Raw genomic sequence first — 24,052 nt, forward strand, 5'->3', positions numbered from 1 at the left:
GATAAAGTGGGGAGAATCAGCCCGTCGGCATCGAGGTGATAGCCCCAGCGCCACCACCGCTGGACCCCGAGCCGGCCCGGCCTGACCCCAACGACGAAAACCCCAAGGAGAACCCATGACCGCCGGCCCCCGGGAAGTCCGCGCCCCCCGCGGCACTACCCTCACCGCCAAATCCTGGCAAACCGAAGCGCCCATGCGCATGCTCATGAACAACCTTGACCCCGAGGTAGCCGAACGCCCTAACGACCTGGTCGTCTACGGCGGCACCGGCAAAGCCGCCCGCAACTGGGACGCCTTCGACGCCATCATCGCCGCCCTCAAAGACCTCAACACCGACGAAACCCTCCTCATTCAATCCGGCAAACCCGTCGCCGTTTGGAAAACCAACCCCTGGGCACCCCGCGTCCTCATTGCCAACTCCAACCTTGTCGGCGACTGGGCCACCTGGCCCGAATTCCGCAAACTCGAAGCCGAAGGCCTCATCATGTACGGCCAAATGACCGCCGGCTCCTGGATCTACATCGCCACCCAAGGAATCCTCCAAGGCACCTTCGAAACCTTCGGCGCCATCGCCCGCAAACGATTTGGCGGCAGCCTCGCCGGCACCATCACCCTCACCGGTGGCTGTGGCGGCATGGGCGGCGCCCAACCACTCGCCGTCACCCTCAACGGTGGTGTCTGCATCATCGCCGACGTCGACAAAACCCGCTTAGAACGCCGCCACGCAAAACGCTACCTCGACACCATCGCCACCGACCTCGACGACGCCATCACCCAGGCCAACCAGGCAAAAGCCGACAAACGCGCGCTCAGCATCGGGGTCGTCGCCAACGCCGCCGACGTATTCCCGGAACTGCTCGCCCGACAACGCGCCGGTGACATCACCATCGACATCGTGACCGACCAAACCTCCGCCCACGACCCCCTCAGCTACCTCCCCCGGGATGTCCCCTTCGAAGCCTGGCACACCGAAGCCGCCGAAGACCCCGTAACATTCACGAAAAAATCCCGGGAATCCATGGCCGCACAAGTCCAAGCAATGGTGGAATTCCAAGACGCCGGCGCTGAAGTATTCGACTACGGCAACTCCATCCGCGACGAAGCCCGCCACGCCGGATACGCACGCGCATTCGAATTCCCCGGATTTGTGCCCGCCTACATCCGACCCCTCTTCTGCGAAGGCCTCGGCCCCTTCCGCTGGGCTGCCCTCTCCGGCGACCCTGAAGACATCCGCGTCACCGACCAAGCGCTCAAAGAACTCTTCCCCGAAAACGAGCACCTTCACCGGTGGCTCGACGCGGCCGAAGAATACGTAGAATTCGAAGGCCTACCAGCGCGCATCTGCTGGCTAGGCTACGGTGAACGACATAAAGCCGGGCTGCTCTTCAACCAACTCGTTGCCGAAGGAAAAATCTCGGCACCCATCGTCATCGGCCGCGACCACCTCGACTCCGGCTCCGTCGCCTCACCCTACCGCGAAACCGAAGCCATGCTCGACGGCTCCGACGCCATCGCCGACTGGCCCCTCCTCAACGCCCTCACCGCCGTAAGCTCCGGAGCAACCTGGGTATCCATCCACCACGGCGGCGGCGTCGGCATCGGCCGCAGCATCCACGCCGGCCAAGTATGCGTCGCCGACGGCACCGAACTAGCCGCACAAAAACTCGAACGAGTACTCACCAACGACCCCGGCATGGGCGTGGTACGACACTTCGACGCCGGCTACAACCGGGCCGCCGAAGTCGCAGCCGAACGCGGCATCACCATGCCCATGGAATTCCACAGCCGAGAAACCCAAGGATAACAGCGTGACCGCAGTCCTATTCGAAAACATTAGCGAACTACGCACCGTGTCGGCGCTCGGCACCCTCGCTAACGCAGCAATCGTCGCCGATGACGGCCGTATCGCCTGGATCGGCCCCACCACCCAAGCACCTGCCGCTGATACCCGCATCAACCTGGGCGGACGCGCCGTACTCCCCGGCTGGGTCGATTCCCACACCCACATGCTTTTCGACGGCAACCGCGCGGCAGAATTCGAAGCCCGCATGGCCGGACAAAGCTACGCGGCAGGCGGAATTAACGTCACAGTGACGGCTACCCGGGCCGCCACCGACACCCGATTAGAACAACTACTACACGACCGGATCAATGCCGCCCGCGCCGGGGGAACTACCACCCTGGAAACCAAAACCGGTTATGGGTTGGATGTGGAATCGGAACGCCGAGCTGCCCGCATTGCCGCCACCGGGGTAGATGACGTGACATTCCTGGGGGCCCACGTGACGCCGGTCGGGGCAGACCCGGACGACTATGTGGACCTGGTGTGCGGGGACATGCTGGATGCGGTTGCCCCCTACGTCCACTGGATTGACGTGTTCTGTGAGCAGGGAGCGTTCGACGAGTCCCAGTCCCGGAAGGTGCTGCAAGCCGGTCGGGCGCGCGGCCTGGGGTTGCGGGTGCACGGCAATCAATTGGGCGCAGGCCCCGGTGTGCGGTTGGCCTGCGAGTTGGGGGCGGCCAGCGTGGATCACGTGAATTACTTAGACAGTGAGGACGTGGAACGCCTGGCGGTCAGCGACACCGTGGCAACGGTGCTTCCAGCCTGTGATCTTTCTACCCGGGAACCGTTCGCCCCGGCCCGGCAGCTGCTCGACGCCGGGGCGCATGTGGCTATCGCATCGAATCTCAACCCGGGCACCTCATACACGTCGTCGATGAATTTCTGCGTGGCCACCGCAGTGTTGCAAATGAGGCTCAGCCTGGACGAGGCCATTACCGCGGCCACCCGTGGCGGGGCGAAGGCATTACGCCGACATGATGTGGGTGGGGGAGTGGACCCGCAGGGCCGGCCGGCGGTGGGCACACTGGCGGTAGGGGCACGCTGTAACCTGCATGTATTAAACACGAATCATGCAATTGATTTGGCCTACCGCCCGGGAATGCCGCTGACCTGGGGCACATTCATCGATGCTGTGCCTGTGCGATGATGCCGTGTCGGTGTGATCGCGTCCCATCGGCGTGATAGCACCGAGTCAGTGCGGTAGCTAAAAAATAGCTAAAACCCCACCGGAGGTTCAAAAATAACATGAACCACCGGTGGGGTTTTAGTGCGTGAAGGTTCGACTACTGGGCGTCGAGGTCCTGCTCGATGAGAGCGGCGATCTTCTCCACTGCCTCAGCATTATCAGACTTGACGGTGACCTTGTCGCCCTTTTCGGCACCAAGCGCCATAATCATCAGCGAGGAAGCAGCATCGGTTTCATCATCCTCTTCGCCTTCGAGGAACAGGAAGATCTCCTCATCATATTCGCCAGCTGCTTCGGCGATGATGGAAGCGGGACGAGCATGCAGCCCAACCTGGGAACCGACGACAACAGTCTTGGAGGCCATAGATGGTCCTTTCGTAGTGTCTGACTCATGTGATGCAGACGGGATTATTTTTCGTTTACGTAGGAAGTTTTTCTTCCCAACGTCTGTGCCCGATTCTATGAGGTTTTAGAGGCAACCGCCACAAAATGGGCAAAGTATTTGATATTTCACACATACGGATTTTCCGGCATCGGCACAAAATGAGTGATGAACTGGGAAAATCCGTATTATGATGCAGCTCCTATGCAGCGACTGCCTGGGCGGTATCCTTGGCAGCCTGGGCCATGAGGGTCTTATTCGGCCAGAATTGCTTCAGGGCAATAATCAGTACCGTGGAGACCGCAATGCCGGCGACCAGGGCAATGATCCAGCCAAGCAGCGGGCTGATGGCGAAGAACACGAAGATACCACCGTGCGGGGCGCGTGAGCCCACACCCAACACCATGGAGATAGCGCCGGTGACCGCACCACCAGCCATGGTTGCCGGAATCACCCGAAGCGGGTCGGAGGCGGCGAACGGGATGGCGCCCTCGGAGATGAACGACAGGCCTAACAACCAGGCGGACTTGCCGTTTTCCTGCTCGGCGGCGGTGAACAGGTTCTTGCGCAGCATGGTGGCGATCGACAAGGCGATCGGTGGGATCATGCCGGCACCCATGACGGCGGCCATGATCTTCAACGATGCTTCATCGCCGGTAGACAGGCCGGCGGTGGCAAACAGGTAGGCTGCCTTGTTCACCGGACCACCCAGGTCGAAGCACATCATCAGGCCGAGAATCACACCCAACAGCAAGGCGGAGCTGCCGGACATGGAGGTCAGCCAGTTTTGCAGACCACTGAGAATTGCGGCCAGTGGCCGACCCAAGAGCAGGAACATTACCAGACCAACGACCAGCGAGGTGCCCAGCGGGATAATGACCACCGGCATGAGGGATTGCAGCACCTTCGGCACTTTTTGGTTGCCCAACCACATGGCAACAGCACCAGACAGCAGACCGGTGACCAGGCCACCAATGAAACCAGCACCCAAGGTCACGGAGATAGCACCACCGACGAAACCTGGGGCGATACCCGGGCGACCAGCCATAGCGTAGGAAATATAACCAGACAGGGCGGCCACGACGAAGCCCATGGCGGCCTGGCCCGTGGCAAAGAGCACCGAACCCAGGTACAGCGCAAAGGCTGGGTATGCGAATGCTACTTCCTTACCATCGAAATCAACGGTGGTGGGCGGCAAATTGGTCAGGGAGTACTCGGTGACGAATTGCTTCCACGGATCGATACCATTGACTTGTTCGCCGATCTGATAGCCGCCAACGAGGAAACCCAGCGCAAGCAACAGACCACCGGCCGCGACGAACGGCACCATGTAGGACACGCCGGTCATCACGGCTTGTTGCATGCGCTTGCCGACGCTTAACCCACCTTCGGCAGCCTCGCTGCTGTCGGAGGATGATGAGCTGCCACCACCTGCCACCTTTGGGGCATTGGGGTTTTTCGTGGCCGCGACGGCCTCTTCCAACATCTTCACCGGTTCGTTAATGGCGCGCTTCACGCCGGATTCAATCACTGGCTTTCCAGCGAACCGTTGCCGATCCTTCACCCCAATGTCGGTGGCGAAGATCACGGCATCCGCCTTCTTCACAATGTCTTCCGGCAGCGGTGTGATAGAGGAAGAACCCTGGGTTTCCACATGCAGGGTCACGCCGGGCATTTCTTTTGCGGCGATGGCTAGGGCGTCGGCAGCCATGTAGGTGTGGGCAATGCCGGTGGGGCAGGCGGTGATGGCGACGAGCGTCAGGCCGTCGTCGTCCTTGGCGCTGGCGCCTTCAGGCTCGTCCGCCGGGGCTTTCTTCGGGGCGCCGGCCACCACATCGGTGACCAATTCCACGAGTTCTTCCTTGGTGGCTGCACCACGTAATGCCTCAATGAATTCCTTGCGCACCAGGTTACGGGCCAATTTGGATAAGATCTTGAGGTGGGCTTTGCCGGCACCATCGGGGGCGGCGATCATGAACACTAAGTTCGCAGCCCCGTCGGGACCACCAAAGTCTACGGGGTTTTTTAATCGGGCGAACGCTAAGGTCGGCTCCGTGACGGAGGCGGACCGGCAGTGGGGGATTGCGACCCCGCCTGGGACGCCGGTGGCGGCCTTCGACTCCCGGGCCAGCACATCTTTGGCAAGGCCTTCGGCGTCTGTGGCCCGACCGGCATCGGCAACAACCTTGGCGAGATTCGTAATCACCTCAGTTGTGTCGGAGCCGAAATCAACATCAAGTTCGACAAGATCTGTCGAAATTATTGACGAATCAGACATAGGGATTATTCCTTACAGTCAAGCCCCAACCCCAACCACAAACCAGGACCGGGGCTCGATTAATTGGATGAATGAACTAGAAGGGATAGGAAGTGAGTAGCTTTAGACCAATGCCCGGATGGTGATCCGGTCGGCATCAACCTGGTTTGGGGTGGGAATAGTAGTACCAGGCAGGGTCACTGCGGTAGAACCATAAGCAACACCCAACGCCAAAGCTCGTTCGGGACTCAGCCCATCGGAAATGCCCATGACGAAACCAGCCAAGGTGCAGTCACCGGCGCCAACAGTCGACAGTGGTGTCACCGGTGGCGAGGTAGCCAACCACACCCCGTTGTCAGTCACCAGCACGGCGCCGGCGGCCCCTAAGGTGATGAGCGCCATGGGGAGGCCGCGTTTGACCAGCTTGGTGGCGGCAATAATGACCGGCTCATAGTTACCGGCCAGGGCTTCCGCCTCTAGCGAGGTGCCCGAAACCCCCACGATCTGCCCCAGCTCTAGGCTGTTGGGGGTCATGATGTCGGCATGATGCTTCTCCAGGTCATGGGCAACCGCTAATAGGGGTGCATCCGAGGTGTCGATGGCGATCTTGACGTTGGGGGCTTGGGCCCGCAAGAGGTCCACCAGGTGGGAGTACCAATTCTCGGGCACCCCGGGCGGTAGGGAGCCAGCCATGACTACCCAATCAGCCTGTTGAGCATGCTCCACCAGGGTTTTTTCCATAGCGGTGATGTCGGATTCGGTGAGCACCGCGCCCACACCATTGACCTTGGTGGTCTCTCCGGCCGGGTCGGCAAGCGTGGTGTTGACCCGCACCGGATCGCTGACTGGGGTGCACTGGTAGGGAACCTTGGTGTTATCCAACAGGCTCAAGAACGGGTCCCCGGCTGCGGCTGGGAACACAGCAAGAGTGCTGTGTTGTGCCTTGTAGATGGCGTGGGAAACATTGATGCCCTTACCACCGGCAACGGAAGTAGCCGATGATAGCCGGTTGACTCCGCCGGGGATGAGGGTGCCGGTCAATTGGAAAGTGGCGTCAATGCTGGGATTGGGGGTTAGTGTGAGTATCACGGAATCACCATACTTGTGTCGTAGGGGTGGAGTTTGGACGTAAAATCGGGCGGCACATTGCGGTCAGAAACCACGACGTCAATGTCGGAAAGCTTGGCGAATTGGACATTCGATTCCCGACCCAGCTTGGTGGAGTCGCAGAGCACTACCACGTGATTTGATTGGGAAATCATGGTTTCTTTCACGGCCGCCTCCCGCGGGTCGGAGGTAGTGAGCCCGTGGGTAAGACTGAGAGCGGTGGTCCCCATGAAAGCGATATCTGCACGGAGACTGCGTAGGGTTTCCACAGCATTTGGCCCGACGACGGCTTGGGTGCGGGCCTTAATGGTGCCGCCCAGAATAGTGACTTGAGGAACACCGACGGCGGCAACGGTGTGGGCAACATTGGGAGAGTTGGTAACAATGCTCCAGTTTTGTCCCCGATAATTATGCGCCAGGGTACTGGCGAAGGCCTCGGTGGTGGAGCCGGCATCAATGAAAATGGCCGCGGTGGGGCTGGGGATGAGTTCGATTGCTTTTTGGGCGATGAGGTTTTTCCGCCGCTGGGATTGTTGAATGGGCAGCTCATCATCATCGTCGGTGGCAACAAGGTCTGATTGCGGGGTGAGAGCGCCGGCGACGGCGCCGCCATGTACTCGACGGAGCAGGCCCTTGGCCTCTAAAGACTTCAGATCACGTCGAATAGTTTCGGCAGTGACACAGAAGCGCTCGGCAAGATCCGCGACGGAGCAGCGGCCGGTGTCATTGGTGATTGCGACAATTGTCGATTGGCGCCCGTTGATCTGCGCGACTGTTGCCACGTGTTGGCTACCTCCTGACGTTGTAGCGATGTTGATATGCCGCTGAAGTGCGGAATGGTGAAAACTCACATTGAAGTGGGTTTATGGGGTTAGTGGTAGGGGTGAAAATTTTAGTAAAAACCTAGGAACCACTCTGCAAATCATAGTTACCAATATGGGGATTGAAATGATTTCTATAAGCACTCCTATTATTAATGTAGAGCGTGCAACCTATGGTGTGGGTTTAAATGTGGGAAACAACATACTAAAAATTTTTGCGGGGACGTTTTCCCCGAATTTCCGGTTGTAGTTCAGCTACCGACCCATAATCACCCGAAAATGTGGGAATCCATGCTTAGTTTATGCCCGGTTATTTTTGATTGTCAATCATATTCAGAAAAACTCTCGAAATATTGGCGTGAAATGCGATAAATCACAACAAAATTTGTGACTTTGATTTTGTTTCTATTGCGGAAGTGTGGATTTTATGGTGTCCTAGTTCTAACAGGAACTCCAATGTGAAGATAGGTGGCATACGTTGAAGAACGTGAGCGTTGACACTGTATTAAAAGGTACTGCTGTGGTCCCCGGGGTGCGTTATGCGCCGGCAGTATGGATCAGCCCTCGCCCGAAACTACCCAAGGCTGGTCAAGTTGTGGCGGAAAACCAGCGGGAAGCTGAGCTCAGCAGGTTTAATGATGCGGCAGACGTTGTGGCCGAGCGGCTTCTTCAGCGTTCAGCACACGCCAAGGGCGCAGCAGCCGAGGTGCTCAAGGCAACCGCCGGTATGGTCAATGACCGTGGTTGGCGTAAGGCGGTGCGGAAGGGTATTACCGGTGGTCACCCGGCAGAGTATGCTGTTGTTGCAGCCACCACTAAATTCGTGACAATGTTCGAAGCCGCCGGCGGCGTGATGGCAGAACGCACTACAGACCTTCGGGATATCCGCGACCGGGTCATTGCGCAGCTGCGTGGCGAGCCGGAGCCAGGTTTGCCGGACGTGACCGAGCGAGTAGTGCTCTTCGCCGACGACCTGTCCCCGGCCGATACCGCCGCCCTCAACGTGGATTTGTTCGTGGGCTTGGTCACGGAACTGGGTGGTCCGACGTCGCACACCGCCATCATTGCCCGCCAATTGAATGTTCCCTGTATCGTGGCAGCCGGTTCTCAGATTCATAGCGTTGTCGCAGGCACCCCGGTGCTTGTCGACGGCTCCCTGGGGACGATCTCTCTTGGCGCAGATCCGGAAACCGCAGTTCAGGCCGAGCAAGAGTCCAAGATGCAGGCCGAGCGGGTCGCCCAGTGGCGAGGTCCAGCCAAGACCAAGGATGGGCACCATGTGCAATTGCTGGCCAATGTGCAAGACGGCAAGGCCGCCCGCATTGCTGCCACGGAATCCCAGGCAGAAGGCATTGGGTTGTTCCGCACCGAGCTGTGCTTCTTGAACGCCACCACCGAACCGTCAGTCAAGGAGCAGGCCGAGGTCTATAAGAAGGTGCTGGAGCAGTTCCCGAACTCCAAGGTTGTGGTTCGCTCCCTGGATGCTGGTTCGGATAAGCCGGTGGCCTTTGCCTCCATGGCCGACGAAATGAACCCGGCCTTGGGTGTGCGCGGTCTGCGTGTGGCCCGCGCCAACGAGGCGCTTCTGACCCGCCAGCTCGATGCCATTGCTAAGGCCGCTTCCGAGTTGGGCCGTACCGAAGAGACCGCCCCAACCTGGGTCATGGCCCCCATGGTGGCTACCGCCCGGGAGGCCCAGTGGTTTGCCGGCTTGTGCGGGGATCGGGGCTTGACTGCCGGCGCCATGATTGAGGTGCCGGCTGCCTCCCTGATGGCCGATAAGATTATGCCGCACCTGCGGTTTGTGTCGATCGGTACCAATGACCTGACCCAGTACACCATGGCTGCGGACCGCATGTCCCCGCAGCTGGCCTACCTGACCGACCCGTGGCAGCCGGCAGTGCTGCGACTCATCGATCACACTTGTAAGGAAGGCAAGAAGTTCAATACCGCCGTGGGCGTGTGCGGTGAGGCAGCCGCCGACCCGCTGCTGGCCTGCGTCTTGACTGGTTTAGGCGTGAACTCCCTGTCTGCCGCTTCCACCGCCATTGCTGGTGTGGGTGCTCAGCTTGCCGCTGTCGACCTGGAGACCTGTCAGAAGGCCGCCGAAGTGGCCCTGAATGCTGAAGGGGCAACGAACGCTCGCGCCCTGGTTCGGGAACTGCTGTTGGGCGATAAGGCCTAAATAATTGCCGAAAAGCCACCCTGATTGCGATGCGGCAGGGTGGCTTTGCGCTGGCTGCTAGTCGCCCGCGACCTAGCCTGCGCTAGCTGGCGATGATGACTTCTACATTGCGGTCGCGGAGCGCCTTGACGAACGACTCGGGCGCATTAGCGTCCGTGATAATCACGTCAATATCGTCGACGGAACCAAAGCTCACCAGGTAATCGGTGCCCATTTTGGTGGAGTCGCATAAAACCACGACCTTGCGGGCATTGGTGATCATCGCGGATTTAATGGCGGCTTCCTGCGAGTCGGCCGTCGATAAGCCATGGTCAACCGTGAGCGCATTGGTGCCGATGAATGCCACCTCGGCGCGCATGAGTGCCAGGGTGCGGAGCGCCGCGTTTCCCACGACTGCTTGGGTAATGCCGCGCACGGACCCGCCAAGAAGCTGTATTTCATCCAACCCTGAATTAGCTAAGGTAAGGGCAATGGATAGGCTATTGGTCACGATCGACCACTGTTTTGCGGCGGGCTGCATCGTGATGAGCTCGGCGAAGGCCGCGGTGGTTGTGCCGGCGTCGAGAAATATGCCGCCGCCTGGGGCTTCGGGGAGGAATTGCAGGGCGGCATGTGCAATGGAGCTTTTTGCTCCCGATGCGGAGCGAAGACGTGCATCCACACTGTATTCCGTAGTTTGGAATGTTTGATTCGCCACCGCACCACCATGTACCCGGTGCACCACGCCTTCACGGTCGAGGACCGCTAAGTCACGCCGGATGGTTTCTGCGGTGACATCGAATCGCGCAGCTAATTCTGTGACATTAACCCGTCCCTCCACGGCTGTGAGGGAGGCGATTTGACGACGGCGCTCCTCCGAATACATGACTCCTCGGCTTTCTATCTGCAGTGAGTGGAACAAAGACGCTATACCTGTCGAGTGTCCGTTTTAGTTAGGTGTAGCAATGGACGTATGCAGTCTATTCTTGCATGCTGAACCCCAACAAATCACAGATTTCAAAAAGCAAATTGTGGATATTTAGCCATTATTGGGGGCGTTTTTGACCAAACTCTCAATTTTCAGCTGCAAAAACCAACATTTTTGCGACATTACCAGCTTGCGCTGTGATTTCCACAACACCCCTTAAATGGGGGTGATTTTTTCAGGTTTGGCGATATAAATGTACAGGATTTGTTGTCATTCTCCACGCATACCGGGTGAATCTCACTTGAGTACTGGGTAGTACCAGATGGCGGTGAATGGCCCCTATGGCTATCTGCGTATCTGACGGAAATGCCGTGACGAAATTAGGCCCCTTATCGCCTCAACCAGGTGATAAGGGGCCATTATTATTAGGGGCAGGAGGTATGCGGTTATGTCTACGTTATATTCGGCGAGTCAGAGCTTCCGCATTACGGAAACCACCTTGCCGATAATCTCTGTTTCGGGGGAAACCGCGATCGGATCGAAACTATCATTATGTGGTAATAACCACATGCCGCTTTGGTCTTGATGGAATTCCTTCACAGTTGCCTCACCGTCAATCATGGCCGCCACAAAATCGCCTTTGTCAACAACCTTTTGTGATCGCAGCACCACCCAGTCACCGTCGAAAATACCAGCGTCCCGCATGGATTCGCCCACAACCTGTAGCATGAATAGCTCTCCATCACCCACAATTTCTTGGGGGAGTGGGTAATACAGAGAAATATTTTGTTCCGCCAAAATGGGATTACCTGCGGCAATTGACCCCACCAACGGCACATAACTAGTGTTAGCGGCTTCTACAGTTGACTGGCCGGTGACGGTGGCCGTAGGTGCCTTCCGACCTTTGCCTGCTGTAGCGGTCTTTTTTAACTCTTCGCCAGGGATCGCGCGGACGTCGACCGCCCGTGGCTTATTGGGGTCGCGGCGTAAAAATCCCTTACGCTCTAGCTCTTTTAATTGATAGGCTACTGATGAGGTAGATTGCAATCCTGCGGCGTCACCAATTTCCCGAATACTAGGCGGATAGCCCCGGAGGACTACTGCATCACGAATAACTTGCAGGATGCGACGTTGCCGGTCGCTGAGTTGTTCGGCTTCAGGTTTTGAATTCGAAACAACGCTGACCTTTTTAGGTTTACGCGCCATGTAGAGTGCTCCTTATATCAGGGGTAGAAAATTCGGTGTTCCCCTCGAAACCATGTTGCAATTTGATAAACATTTTTAGAATGTTGAGACCATTCCGTGGTGGCCGAAGCCTGTTCGAAGGTATAACAGTTTGTCCTTTACAGCATAGCGGAAAGTGTTCTAATAAAACATGCCTGTTCGAAACTTTTTGATAACATCTTAGGGTGTTTTCTTGGTTCTATATTATTCAAAAATGGCAAAAAAATTCGAACAGATTAACGACCTCGTAACATTAGGTGTTGGCAACCGCATTGGCAATAGCTCCCCAAAAAATTCATTTAGTTAGTATGAATTATCGGTTCTTCTTCGTTACGCCGAGCCCTGCGTCGTCAAGCGTGCTGTAAGCGTGACGTTATCTTGTTTAAATCAAACCGATATCAACACGGATCATGCCTGGGATAAATCGGAAGAGAACAGTGGTTTTGTCCGTTATTATCAGTGATGATTCGGTCAAAACGCCGTCTGATAACCTGCCCAAATAAGCCCTACGGAGAGCGATATGCACTGTCCCTTCTGCCAAAATAAACAATCTAAAGTCATCGACTCTCGTGTTATCGACGGTGGTACCGCCATTCGGCGGCGTCGGGAATGCAGCGCTTGCAATGGCCGATTCACCACTATAGAAAAGGCCCAATTGCTGGTTATAAAACGCAATGGGCTGACCGAACCCTTTAGCCGCGAGAAGGTTATAACCGGTGTGCGGCGTGCTTGCCAGGGGCGGAATGTTTCCGAAGACGCGCTCAAGCGACTCGCACAAGAAGTAGAAGAAGTGGTGCGGAGCCACGGAAGTTCGCAGATTCACGCGAACTTTATCGGCCGAGCCATACTTGACCCACTCCGCGAACTCGACGAAGTTGCGTACCTACGTTTTGCCTCCGTCTATAAATCCTTCGAGTCCGCCGCCGATTTCGAAGCCGAGATACGGCAGATGCGGCGGCGTGACCGAGGACTATGAGGCTAGCCGGTTTGGGCTTGTCGACGCCTACCGCAGGGCCGCAATCGCCTTGGAAATCTTCGACTCCGACACCTTCTGTGCGGTCCCTAATGTTTGCGCAAACAGACTGACCCGTAATTCCTGTAACAACCAATAAATATCCTTCACCGCAGCGGACTTGGCCCGAGCGGCCGGCATCTTTGCAAGCCGGGCAGCCAATGCGGCCTCCAATCCATGGATCACAGCCTGCCGGCGCGCGTCCCGATCCGGCTGCACCCCCATGTCATCCAGGCGCATGCGCATTGCCTTGACGTACCGGCCTAAATGCTTCAGCCGGCCAATCCCATGCACCGCCAAGGCGTTTTTCGGCACCAAAAACTCCAGCTGCGCCTGCATGTCCGTGATCGCCTCACCCGTCCAATTCGCCAACTCCTGCCGCAGCGCCACAAACTCCATCAAGGCCGGCGCTAACTCCACAATCATTTGCCGTACCAACCCCGGCACTTCTGGGCGGATTTTGGCCAGCAACTCGGCAAACTCGCCGGGATCCCGCACCGGACCCCCATGCCGCACCAAAAGGTCCCGGGTGGCTGCTACCCGAGCATCCGCCACCAGGCCACTAACACCCCCGTGTGGATAATTCTCCACCCCCACCCGCTGCCGTAGCGGCAGGCCATTCACCATTTTCTGTGCTGGGACCGGAATCTTCCGCAGCAGGAGCGTGAGCGTTGCCGTCATCATTGACGCATCCGCCTCCGCGCGCGTCCCAAACACCTTTACCGCCACCCCTTCCGGGGTTGCCATCAGGGCCGGGTATGCCGCTACCCGCTGCCCATCTACCTTCGTGAAAATCTCCGACGGGATCGCCCCCAGGGTGTCCGCCGTCCACTCAGACACGGAATCCTGCTCCACCCGGCGTCCCGCCTGCGACACCGATGATTGGATTTGTGTCGCCCGCCGGTGCTTGAGGGCCGAAAGATCTTTATCGGAATCAATGATCTTCCCCCGCCGATCCACCGCGGCAAACAGCATGCGTAAATGGGCAGGCAGGGAATCGAACCGGAACTCCTCCGGGCTGATCACATGGCCGCTCACCTCGGTCAACGCAGCTGCCAACTGCGCCCGCAATGATTCGGTTCGGCGCGAATCCAACAGCGGCACTACCCGCCGGGCATAATCCGGCGCGGGCACCACATGCCGCCGCACCTGCTTGGGCAAGGACCGAATCAGTTCGGTCACCAAATCCTCCCGCATGCCCGGGACCAACCACTCAAAACCGGTCGGCTGCAACCCCGCCAATAATGGCACCGGCACGTGCACAGTTACCCCATCGTCGGGCTCGCCTGGGACGAAGCGATATGTCAAATCAAAATGCAACGTTTCACCACCGGCGGTATACACCCAGGTGGTGGGAAAATCCGTTTCGGTCACGGAATCTGCGGCATGATGTACTAGGGCTGCCGGATCGAAATCCAGCAGGTTCGGTTGGGTGCGCTGCGTCTTCTTCCACCACTGGTCAAACCGGGTGCCGGTGGTGATGTGCTCCGGCAGTCGGGAATCATAGAAGTCAAACAGGGTGTCCTCGTCGACCACAATGTCACGCCGCCGGGCGCGCTCCTCTAACTCGGTGGCAGCTTGAAGTTTTTCCGCATTGCGGTGGAAAAACTTGTGGTGGGTGCGCCAATCCCCGGCGATCAACGCCTCCCGGATAAACATGTCCCGGGCCGCCACCGGGTCAATCGTGTGGTAGGGGACCAGCCGGTCGGCCACGACCGGCACCCCATAGAGTGTGGAGCGTTGGTATGCCATGGCGGCGGCCCGTTTGCTGGACCAATGCGGTTCGGAATACGTGCTTTTCAGCAGGTTTGCCGCAAGCCGTTCCACCCAGCGGGGGTCGATGCTGGCCACGTCGCGGGCCCACAGCCTTGAGGTCTCCACCAACTCCGCGGCCATGACGTACTGCGGGTTGGTCTTCGCCAGCGCGGAGCCGGGGAAGACCATGAATTTAGTGTTGCGGGCACCCTGGTATTCCCGGGTGTCAACATTCCGAATACCAATATGCGACAGCAACCCGGACAACAGAGACTGGTGGACCGCATCGGCCTGTTCAGCGCCTATCACCTCGTCTGCATCTGCCTGGCTGGTGGGGGATTGCACACTACCCCGTTGTCCCTGGTGGTTACCGCGGTTGCCAGGCTGGGAACTGTGCAGCTGTTTCGCCTCGGGCACGTACCGGTCGAGGGCGGCATCGTCGGTGGTCCAACCGAGCTGCCCACACACGGATTTTAATTGCCGCACCAAATCGAACCATTCCCGGATGCGCAGGTAATGGAGGAATTCCTTCCGCATTCGGTTACGGAAGGCATTGCCGCTGAGTTCTTCCCGGCTCCGAGCAATGTAGTCCCACAGTTTTAGATAACCAAGAAAATCCGAGGTTTTGTTTTTAAAACGGGCATGTAATTGATCTGCCTGCGCCTGGTATTCGAGCGGACGTTCGCGCACATCCTGGATCGACAGCGCGGCAACAATGACCTGGACTTCCCGAAGACAGCCCAGCCGTCGGGCCTCAATGATCATTCGTGCCATGCGCGGGTCTACCGGCAGCCGCGCAATATCCCGACCAATGGGAGTAAGTTTAGGCAGATTCGTGTTATTATCCGAGTCCTCTAGGGCGCCTAATTCTTTCAGTAATATTATGCCATCCCGGATGGCGCGGGTGTCGGGGGCCTGAACGAAGGGAAAGTCTTCAATATTGCCCAGTTTGAGCGCCGCCATTTGCAGGATAACACTGGCTAAATTGGTGCGCAGAATCTCTGGGTCCGTAAACTTGGGGCGGCTTAAATAATCCTCCTCGGAATAGAGTCGGATGGCGATACCATCGGCAACCCGACCGCATCGACCCGACCGTTGATTCGCGCTGGCCTGCGAAATATCTTCAATAGGGAGGCGCTGAACTTTGGTTTTTGTGGAATAGCGGGAGATTCTTGCGGTGCCGGTATCGACCACGAAATGAATGCCCGGCACGGTCAGCGACGTTTCGGCAATGTTGGTGGATAACACAATGCGCCGGTGGGCGTGGGGGCTAAAAACGCGATGCTGTTCCTGGTTGGATAGCCGACCGAAAAGCGGAACCACATCAACATTGCGCCACCGTTTCCCGGCGATGGCTTCCATGGCGTCACGAATGTCCGCCTCCCCCGGGAAAAAGCATAAAATGTCACCATCGCCATATTCCATGAGTTCTTCGATGGCGGAAAGTAACCCGTCCAGTGGGTCGATGTCGATGAGTTTACCCCCGGACTCCACCTGGAGCGGGCGGTAGAGCACTTCGACGGGGTAGGTGCGGCCCGATACCTCAATGATCGGCGCCGGGTTGCCGTCTTGATCTGCGAAATGTGCCGCAAACCGCTCCGGGTCGATTGTTGCAGAGGTGATAATAACCTTGAGGTCTGGCCGTTTAGGCAGTAATTGTTTGAGATAGCCGAGCAAAAAATCAATATTGAGGCTTCGCTCATGGGCCTCGTCAATGATAATGGTGTCGTAAGCATTAAGGTAGCGGTCATGCTGCATTTCTGCGAGCAAAATGCCATCGGTCATAAGTTTTACCGCGGTTTGCGGGCCCACCTGATCGTCAAACCGGATGGCATAGCCGACGCTTTCGCCGATGCGCTGCCCTAATTCGTCGGCAATGCGCTCCGCCACGGTCCGAGCGGCTAACCGGCGCGGCTGGGTGTGCCCAATGAGTCCCCGTCGACCCCGACCAATATCCAAACAAATTTTCGGAATCTGCGTGGTTTTGCCTGACCCGGTTTCACCAGCAATGATTACTACCTGATGGTCCCTAATAGCATCCGCGATATCGTCTTTACGTGCGGATACCGGTAACTGCTCCGGGTAGGTGATAGTTGGAATGCTACGAGCCCGCTTGTCGACGCTTTCTCGGGCGGTCATCATGTCCGCCGCAATGGCTGATAATGCTTTAGGAGAGCGGGCCTTCGCTAATCGACGCCGGAACCTGCGCTCATCAGCAATACTCAGTTGGGAAAGTTCGTCTTCTAATTGTTGTTTACTAGGCATATATATGTGTTTTCTACGGTCATGAATATAAGTTCTGTTGCTGCGGACAATGATTCTAGCAATATCACGCGGGTTTTCTCGGATCGGTGGGCAATGGTCCCCGCCCGTTATTCCCGCTCGGTATCCTCATCAAAGGTTTACCTCTTTGCAGCTGCCGCCATTATTATGGCAAGGATTACCCCCGCAGAGCTTTACTAGGCAAGCGGCAACCAGATGGCGAGCATTGATGACAGGGCGGCCACAGGTAGAGGGGGTAGCTGGCGGGGCTAATTTTCTACTGAGATTGCCAGCTGGCCGTAAGCGTGCCACACCACGGTTACCATTATCAATAGTGGTGAATGGTGTGATCAATGGATGTAGTTACTGCGTGCCAGGCGTGACATTGTACCCAATAATTGCGGTAGGAAACATGCATCTCAACCATAGTTTGCTTGGTATGTGTGTTCTAAGAATGGGGTAAAAAGGGGTACCTGAAGTGGCGTTTAAGTAAACTGAATAGAATTGTGGTGTGAAAGATCTATCGTTCAATGTTGGCGATACTTCTAGCAGCAATAAACCAGTTTTCCACGGCCGATGTGAGGTGAGTATTTGCCCCACATCACCCGCCTGCATGGTCGTAAATCCTCTATGAAGGTTAGTGGGTGTGGGTGGGATGCCTACCTTTTGCTGTCGCAACGGCATAAAATGATAACTTGGCTGATTGTCTAAAAATACAAAAAGAAATTCCTTGCTGATTACACGTTGTGTTGGGACCGTCAGCAATAAGGGCTTTCCAAAGGTATTTCAGCCCGATATGGGTGCATTCGGCCCATCTGCGCCGTTGTGAGATCACAATCAAAGTGGGGGAGGAAACTCACTCCTCACGGATTTTCCTCATACGGATGAGAGAAGTAACGAAAGGATTTACGTTGTGACAGACAACCACAACAATGATGACGGCAAGGAGCCGCGGGATAAGTCAGATCGGGAGGGGTCGGGCAAGCCCACAGATCCGCGGCAGAAGAATCCTTATTCACCACAGTCCGGCAATTATAGTGATGGGCTCACCGGTTCGGGCTCTGGAAGCAGTTCTTACGGCGGCTATGGGCAACCATCACAATCGAGCAACCCCTATTCCGGCTCTGGCAGTAACCCCTACGGCCAAAGCTCTTCCAGCTATGGGCAATCGCAGCAGGGGAGTAGCAGCCCTTATGGGAGCAATTCGAGCGGCTATGGGCAGCCTACCGGTGGTTACGGCCAGCAGGGTGGTTATGGGCAACCATCTCGAAGCAATAGCCCCTATGGGAGCCCGCATTCTTCCACCTCTGGCTCCGAGACCGGACAGTCCGGTTCCGCGTATAGCAGCTATGGTCAGTCGTCTAACTCGTCAGATCAATCCCAGGATAGTGGTAGCTATAACCGTCCTACCGGGATATATGGCCAATCGCAGCAGGGGAGTAGTAGCCCCTACGGGCAGAATTCCTCGTCAAGCTACGGGCAGCAATCACGGCAAAACGATTCCGGTAGCTATAGCCAACCGCAAGAAACCGTAAGTTACGAGCGCCCACAACAAAACGACACTGGTAATTACGAACGTCCGCAGCAAAACACTGGTAGCTATGAGCGGCCGCAGCAAAGCGATTCGGGCAGCTACAACCGTCCAACCGGTGGCTACGAGCAGCCTCGCCAACCTCAGTCGGGGAGTCCCTACGGTGGGCCGACGGGCTATGGGCAATCCCCGCAATCCGGCGGTGGATACAGTCAACAATCCGGTGGCTATGGCAGTGGTGGTCAGCAACCACCCGCCAATAATGCCGCCCCCTACGGCAGCCCCTCGGCGGCCGGCACCCCCTACGGTCAGCAATCAGGCGGCTATGGGCAGCCTGCCGGTGGTTACGGCCAGCCCGCTGGTGGTTACGGCCAATCTCCGCAACAAATGCCGGGAGGCGCCCCCTACGGTCAGCCTCAGGGGGGCGGTTACGGTGGTCAGGCTCCTACCAGTTCTGGTGGTTATGGCCAGCCGCAGGGCGGTTATGGGCAGCCCCAGGGTCCGCAGGGTCCCCAGGGCGGTGGCTATGTGCAACAAGCATCACCGAACTCCGGCGGTTATGGGCAGCCTAATTTTGGTGGTGGGTTTCAGCCCCAAGCTCCTGGCGCGAACCAGTATGGTCAGCAACCACCCCAGGGTGGTTTCGACCCGGCGGCAGGCCAGTATGCACCGCAACAGCAGAGCGGTCCGCAGTTACCTGCACCCGTGGCGGGCGTCGAGGTAGTGGGTCAGAACGCACTGTACGAAACCAACATGCTGAAACGGGAATCTGGGCTCAGCATTGGTATGACGTTTACCTATGGTTACAAGGCCATCATGAAAAACCCGGTACTCTGGTTGGCCATTGGAGCCGTGGTTGGTGTGATCATGGCTGTTGTGAATTATTTGAATCAGCGTCAGCTGCAGGCACAGATTCAGGAACAAATGCAAAACATTATGGCGGGCTCTAGCACCAGCGCCAATGTAACGGTTATGACGCCTACCATGATGATCGTGTATCTAGTCTTGGTGCTTGTGGTTATTTTGATTTCTCCTATCCTGTGTGCTGCGATTCTCACGCAGCTGGACGGGGAGAAAGTGACGATGGAAACCGTGAAAGCCCGGATGAATTATGTACAGACGCTCATCTCGGCAGCGCTAGTTGCTTTAGTGTTGATTGTTTTCTCTGGGATTTCCGGGTTGGCATCAAAGTATTTATCGTCTTTGATGGTGGCAAGTATCGTGGGTTTGTTGGTGTCATTGGCAGTGTTCTTTACATTACCATTGTTTGGTCTCGCCCCGGGGTTTGCATCTGAGTCTCGGGCGTCCGGGTTGAACTCGATTGTCGCTAATTTTACCGCAATGAAAAAGGCATATTTCCCGTTCCTCGGCTTGCTGCTGCTCTGGGGGGTTATCTTCGTTGTAGCGTCTCTTATCGTCTCCTTTGGCGGAATCATCGGTGTGATTACTAGCGCCATCCTTGTGATGTTTATTGCTCCAGTGCTCGTCAATTCCATGGGACATGCATACCGCCAGATGTCTGGTGCCCCCTACCCACAAATGTAGGAGGCAAATTCCCTTTGGTTCAGGAAGAGGATCTTCTTCCTGAACCAGTTTTTATTTCTATCGAGACAGCGCAACGGGTGGGGATCCTTCCATTCTTGAGGAAATCCCCACCCGGTTACGCTTGCGAATCAGCAGTCTTTATTTAACCCACTACTAACCCATTAGCGGGGCAGTTGGGAAATAACCTGATTAAAGGACCTGGTCACCAAATCGCCCAACAGGGAGAAATCGTCATATCGGGTTGACGAGCCACGGAACACGATACCCACCTTCCGGTAGGCGGACGCGGCATCGTGGAACCGGGCCGTCTCTACGGCAGGACGCACGCATTCGGTCTGTACCGCCGATTCTGGGATCAAGGTGGCCCCCATGTCGGCAGACACCAATTGCAGGACCGTGGTGAGGCTAGCAGCCCGGGTTTCGGCGTGATTCGGGGGCATGGGGTTGAACTCTGCCTTGCGGCACAAGTCAACGATTTGGTCCCGCAAGCAGTGGCCGTCGTCAAGCAGCAGCAGGGAGACTTCCTTTAAGTCCTTCAGCTTCAAATCTTTCCGGCCCGCAAACGGGTGATGCGCCGGCACCACCATGCGGAACCGCTCCTCGTACAGGGGGATCTCCTGCAAGCCAGCAGTGTTGGTGGGAACGGCCAGGATGGCGCAGTCGATACCGCCGTCGCGCAGCATTTGGACCAAGTGCTTGGTTTGGTCCTCGATGATGTGCAGCTCCAAATCCGGATATTTGTCCCGCACCAGTTCAATCAGTGTCGGCAGAATGTAGGGGGCGATGGTGGGGATGATGCCGATAGACAAGGGGCCAGACAAGGTGCCGGTGGCGCCATGCGCGTGGGAGAGGAAGTTTTCTGCAGCGTCGAGAGTTGCTTTCGCCAGGGGGAGAAGCTTTTCGCCAGCTGGGGTGACGATGACGCGCCGGGTGGAACGTTCAATAAGTTGAACGTTAAGACCCGTCTCCAGCGCAACAAGAGCCTGCGACAGTGAAGGCTGTGAAATGTTGAGCTTGGTGGCAGCGGTGCCGAAGTGCTTGTTTTCGGCAATTGTTACGAAGGTACGCAGTTGTGCAAGTGTTGGTCGATACTCTTTATTACTCATTTTCTTCGCCTATTTGCAAAGTTTGGTTTGATTTATGTCAATCTTAAATGCAATGGATAGCGGTATGCAATAAATTTACCCCCGCGGGTAGGTGATTCTTATGATGTGAAACCACCAAGCTGGCGTAAAGGCTGCAATGAGTGCAGTATAGTCAAACTTAAAGTAAAAACTTAAAATAAATTAAAATTATCTAAGAAATGGCCGGTTAAACGCCAGTTCGAAGGCCCAACAGGGGTGAAATTGGGGGTGAGAAACCGGAAAATCCGGGCACCCACGGTATCACATTCCCACATCATTAATTATCCAAATATCTATCACTTAACGCTAAAAATCAATTCGCAAGTCTGCGAACCTCACCTCCCCCGCGGCATCCGAAGCATCCAAATCAATTACCCCCGCGAAGCTGAACGCATTATCCCCCTCAGGGTCTTTGATGATCTGCCGCACCTCCCATGACCGGCCCGTCTTTTTCAGCAGGAAGAACTCCGGGCCCCGGGCCGCCGGCGACACATCAACATCGGCGTAGTCCTCGAAATACGCGTCCATCGCCGCCCCAAAATCCGGCGCATCATCCAAATACTCGGTCATCTGCGTCAATGTGTCCTCCTGCTCGTAGGCAAACAACTGCACCAGCCGGAACATGATATTTCGCACCATAATGCCAAAAGCCCGCTGATTGGCCGTCAGCGCCGTCGGATCCTCCACGCCAAACGCCAGCTCCCGGGCCAGCGTATCGCGGGAGATAGGGGCATCTGGGTCCGCTAATTGGGCCCATTCGTCCACCAGGGACGAGTCCACCTGCCGCACCAATTCACCCAGCCACACAATGATGTCCTCCAGGTCATCGGTGAGATACTCCTGCGGCACCGAATGCTGCAGTGTCCGCCACGCATCCGTGAGATAGTGCAACACCACCCCCTCCGCCCGCGCTAACCCATAGGTGGCGATCAAATCCGAAAATGTCATGCCGTGTTCGATCATGTCCCGCACCACCGATTTGGGGCTAATGTCGAATTCTCGTGCCCACGGGTGCCCCTTGCAGTAAATGCCGTACGCTTCTTCCAGTTCGTCGGCCAACGGCATCGGCCATGTGATTTCCTCCACAATCGCCATGCGTTCGTTATAATCCACACCCTCGGCCTTTAACGCGGCGATTTCCTCCCCCCGCGCCTGCTTCTGCTGCGCAATCAACAGGGGCGTCGGATCCTCCAACACCGACTCGAACACGCTGATCACATCCAACGTGTACGTGTCCGAATCCTTGTCCAAAAGCTCCAACGCCGCCAGCGCAAACGGCCCCAACGGCTGGTTTAACGCGAAATCCGGCTGCAACTCCGCCGTGAGCTGATACTCCCGGCCGGTCGGGTCCGGCTCGTCTAGCTTCACCACAATCCCCGCCGTCACCAGCCCCCGCAGTAGCTCTATCGCCCGCAAAATATCTTTATTCTGCTTTTCTCGGGAATCATGATTATCCCGCAACAAATGCCTCATGTGGGCAAACCCATCACCCGGCCGGCACACCACGTTTAACAACATGGAACTCGACACCCGAAACTGGCTCACCAACCCCTCCGGCTGCGCGGCCACAAGCCGCTGATAGGTCTTCTCCGACCACACTACTTCACCGTCCCGAACCGTTTTCTTCCGAAGCTTCTTCAGCTTCGCCGGATCCGTCCCTGCTCGCTGACGCAACCGCCAGTTTTCGATCTCATGTTCGGTTGCCTCGATGACAACATAACCCACCGTATCAAACCCGGCGCGGCCCGCCCGCCCGGCAATCTGGTGGAATTCCCGCGCCGCTAAAATCCGGCGCCGGCTGCCATCAAACTTCGCCAATCCGGTAAACAACACGGTACGGATCGGCACATTAATGCCCACCCCCAATGTGTCCGTGCCGCAAATAACCTTCAATAAACCAGTCTGTGACAACCGTTCCACAAGCCGCCGATACTTCGGCAACATGCCACCGTGATGCACCGCAATCCCACGCCGTAACAGCTTCGACAATGTGTGCCCGAAGGTAGTAGTGAACCGAAAATCACCGATCTCTTCGGCGATTTTCTCCTTCGTCTCCTTGTCGATGATTTTCAGGCTGGTGAGTGATTGTGCCCGCTCAACGGCCTCCCGCTGGGTGAAATGCACAACATAAACCGGTGCCTTGTCCTCCTTTAGGAGTCGCTCAATGGTTTCATGTATTGGGGTGTAAACAAATTCGAAATCAAGTGGCACTGGCCTATCGGCGTCCGCACCGACTAGCGAAGTAACCCGGCCGGTGCGCCTGGTCAAATCCTCCTGAAGCATGCTGGTGTTCCCCAACGTGGCGGACATCAATAGGAATTGCGTGTTCGGCATTTCCAGGAGCGGAACCTGCCACGCCCACCCCCGACTCGGGTCCGAATAGTAGTGGAATTCGTCCATGACAACTTGGTCGATTTCGGCACGCTCCCCACCGCGTAACGCCATGTTCGCCACAATTTCGGCAGTCGCACAAATGATCGGGGCCTGGGAGTTGACGGTGGCGTCTCCCGTCATCATGCCCACGGATTCCGGGCCGAAAATATCGCAGAGCGCAAAAAACTTTTCGCTCACCAATGCTTTAATCGGGGCGGTGTAGAAACTCCGTTGGCCGCGGGCCATGGCAATGAAATGGGCGGCGATGGCAACCATGGATTTCCCCGAACCAGTGGGTGTGGCCAAAATAACATTATCGCCGGCGAGGATGCCTAATGCGGCCTCTTCCTGCGCCGGATACAGGGTGATCCCCTTGTCTTTCGCCCAGGCGAGGAACGAATCAAAAATGGATTCGTCGATGAGGGATTCGGGCACTTCTTCCAAGTCGGGCAGCATTTGGGCAAGTGTTAGATTCACACCCATTAACCCTAATCGAATTTACCAAGCAACGACGCCACCCCGCAGCCGATGGTTGGCC

Annotated in this window: 14 protein-coding genes; 5 read left to right on the forward strand and 9 right to left on the reverse strand. The window is 56.8% G+C overall.

The features are described 5' to 3' along the window. Positions 1–115 precede the first annotated feature (115 nt). On the forward strand, positions 116–1,804 hold the full coding sequence (locus tag HBA49_RS04920) for a urocanate hydratase (protein WP_005525740.1): 1,689 nt from the start codon (positions 116–118) through the stop codon (positions 1,802–1,804). Positions 1,805–1,808: 4 nt separating this feature from the next. Then, a complete protein-coding gene (hutI, locus tag HBA49_RS04925) occupies positions 1,809–2,990 on the forward strand; it encodes an imidazolonepropionase (protein ID WP_005526000.1) in 1,182 nt (393 codons plus the stop codon). A gap of 136 nt (positions 2,991–3,126) precedes the next feature. Here the strand turns inward: hutI and HBA49_RS04930 are convergent, their stop codons facing one another. The 4 genes from HBA49_RS04930 to HBA49_RS04945 all read right to left on the reverse strand — a co-directional run bounded on the left by HBA49_RS04930 (position 3,127) and on the right by HBA49_RS04945 (position 7,557). After that, positions 3,127–3,393: an HPr family phosphocarrier protein gene (locus tag HBA49_RS04930; RefSeq protein ID WP_005520871.1), complete on the reverse strand. Its 267-nt coding sequence runs from the start codon at positions 3,391–3,393 to the stop codon at positions 3,127–3,129. Positions 3,394–3,613: 220 nt separating this feature from the next. Beyond that, a complete protein-coding gene (locus HBA49_RS04935; RefSeq protein ID WP_005525590.1) occupies positions 3,614–5,689 on the reverse strand; it encodes a PTS fructose transporter subunit IIABC in 2,076 nt (691 codons plus the stop codon). A 102-nt stretch (positions 5,690–5,791) separates the two neighbouring features. Beyond that, positions 5,792–6,757 (reverse strand): 1-phosphofructokinase family hexose kinase, encoded by a 966-nt coding sequence (locus HBA49_RS04940; RefSeq protein WP_005520873.1) that lies wholly within the window; start codon positions 6,755–6,757, stop codon positions 5,792–5,794. Continuing rightward, entirely contained in the window at positions 6,754–7,557 is an 804-nt protein-coding gene (locus tag HBA49_RS04945) for a DeoR/GlpR family DNA-binding transcription regulator (RefSeq protein WP_005520874.1), read from the reverse strand. Before HBA49_RS04945 ends, HBA49_RS04940 begins: the two co-directional genes overlap by 4 nt. A gap of 517 nt (positions 7,558–8,074) precedes the next feature. Between HBA49_RS04945 and ptsP the strand changes: the two genes are divergently transcribed. After that, on the forward strand, positions 8,075–9,781 hold the full coding sequence (gene ptsP / locus HBA49_RS04950) for a phosphoenolpyruvate--protein phosphotransferase (RefSeq protein WP_005526155.1): 1,707 nt from the start codon (positions 8,075–8,077) through the stop codon (positions 9,779–9,781). Between the two features lie 82 nt (positions 9,782–9,863). Here ptsP and HBA49_RS04955 read toward each other — a convergent pair whose 3' ends face one another. Together HBA49_RS04955 and lexA are read right to left on the reverse strand one after the other, a co-directional pair. After that, positions 9,864–10,646: a DeoR/GlpR family DNA-binding transcription regulator gene (locus tag HBA49_RS04955; protein WP_005520877.1), complete on the reverse strand. Its 783-nt coding sequence runs from the start codon at positions 10,644–10,646 to the stop codon at positions 9,864–9,866. A 513-nt stretch (positions 10,647–11,159) separates the two neighbouring features. Then, positions 11,160–11,894 (reverse strand): transcriptional repressor LexA, encoded by a 735-nt coding sequence (gene lexA, locus HBA49_RS04960; protein ID WP_005520878.1) that lies wholly within the window; start codon positions 11,892–11,894, stop codon positions 11,160–11,162. Positions 11,895–12,432: 538 nt separating this feature from the next. Here lexA and nrdR point away from each other — a divergent pair. After that, a complete protein-coding gene (gene nrdR, locus HBA49_RS04965; protein WP_005520879.1) occupies positions 12,433–12,888 on the forward strand; it encodes a transcriptional regulator NrdR in 456 nt (151 codons plus the stop codon). A gap of 27 nt (positions 12,889–12,915) precedes the next feature. Here the strand turns inward: nrdR and hrpA are convergent, their stop codons facing one another. Next, positions 12,916–16,944, reverse strand: a complete 4,029-nt coding sequence (gene hrpA / locus HBA49_RS04970; RefSeq protein WP_005525657.1) for an ATP-dependent RNA helicase HrpA — start codon at positions 16,942–16,944, stop codon at positions 12,916–12,918. A gap of 910 nt (positions 16,945–17,854) precedes the next feature. Here hrpA and HBA49_RS04975 point away from each other — a divergent pair. Next, positions 17,855–20,017, forward strand: a complete 2,163-nt coding sequence (locus HBA49_RS04975) for a CvpA family protein (RefSeq protein WP_005526291.1) — start codon at positions 17,855–17,857, stop codon at positions 20,015–20,017. A gap of 161 nt (positions 20,018–20,178) precedes the next feature. On the opposite strand, the gene HBA49_RS04980 is transcribed toward HBA49_RS04975, so the two are convergent. Next, positions 20,179–21,123, reverse strand: a complete 945-nt coding sequence (locus HBA49_RS04980; RefSeq protein WP_005520884.1) for a hydrogen peroxide-inducible genes activator — start codon at positions 21,121–21,123, stop codon at positions 20,179–20,181. A gap of 324 nt (positions 21,124–21,447) precedes the next feature. Continuing rightward, entirely contained in the window at positions 21,448–23,997 is a 2,550-nt protein-coding gene (locus HBA49_RS04985; protein ID WP_040431853.1) for a DEAD/DEAH box helicase, read from the reverse strand. Positions 23,998–24,052 lie beyond the last annotated feature (55 nt).

This window comes from Corynebacterium matruchotii (genome assembly GCF_011612265.2).
In the GTDB taxonomy this organism is placed as follows: domain Bacteria; phylum Actinomycetota; class Actinomycetes; order Mycobacteriales; family Mycobacteriaceae; genus Corynebacterium; species Corynebacterium matruchotii.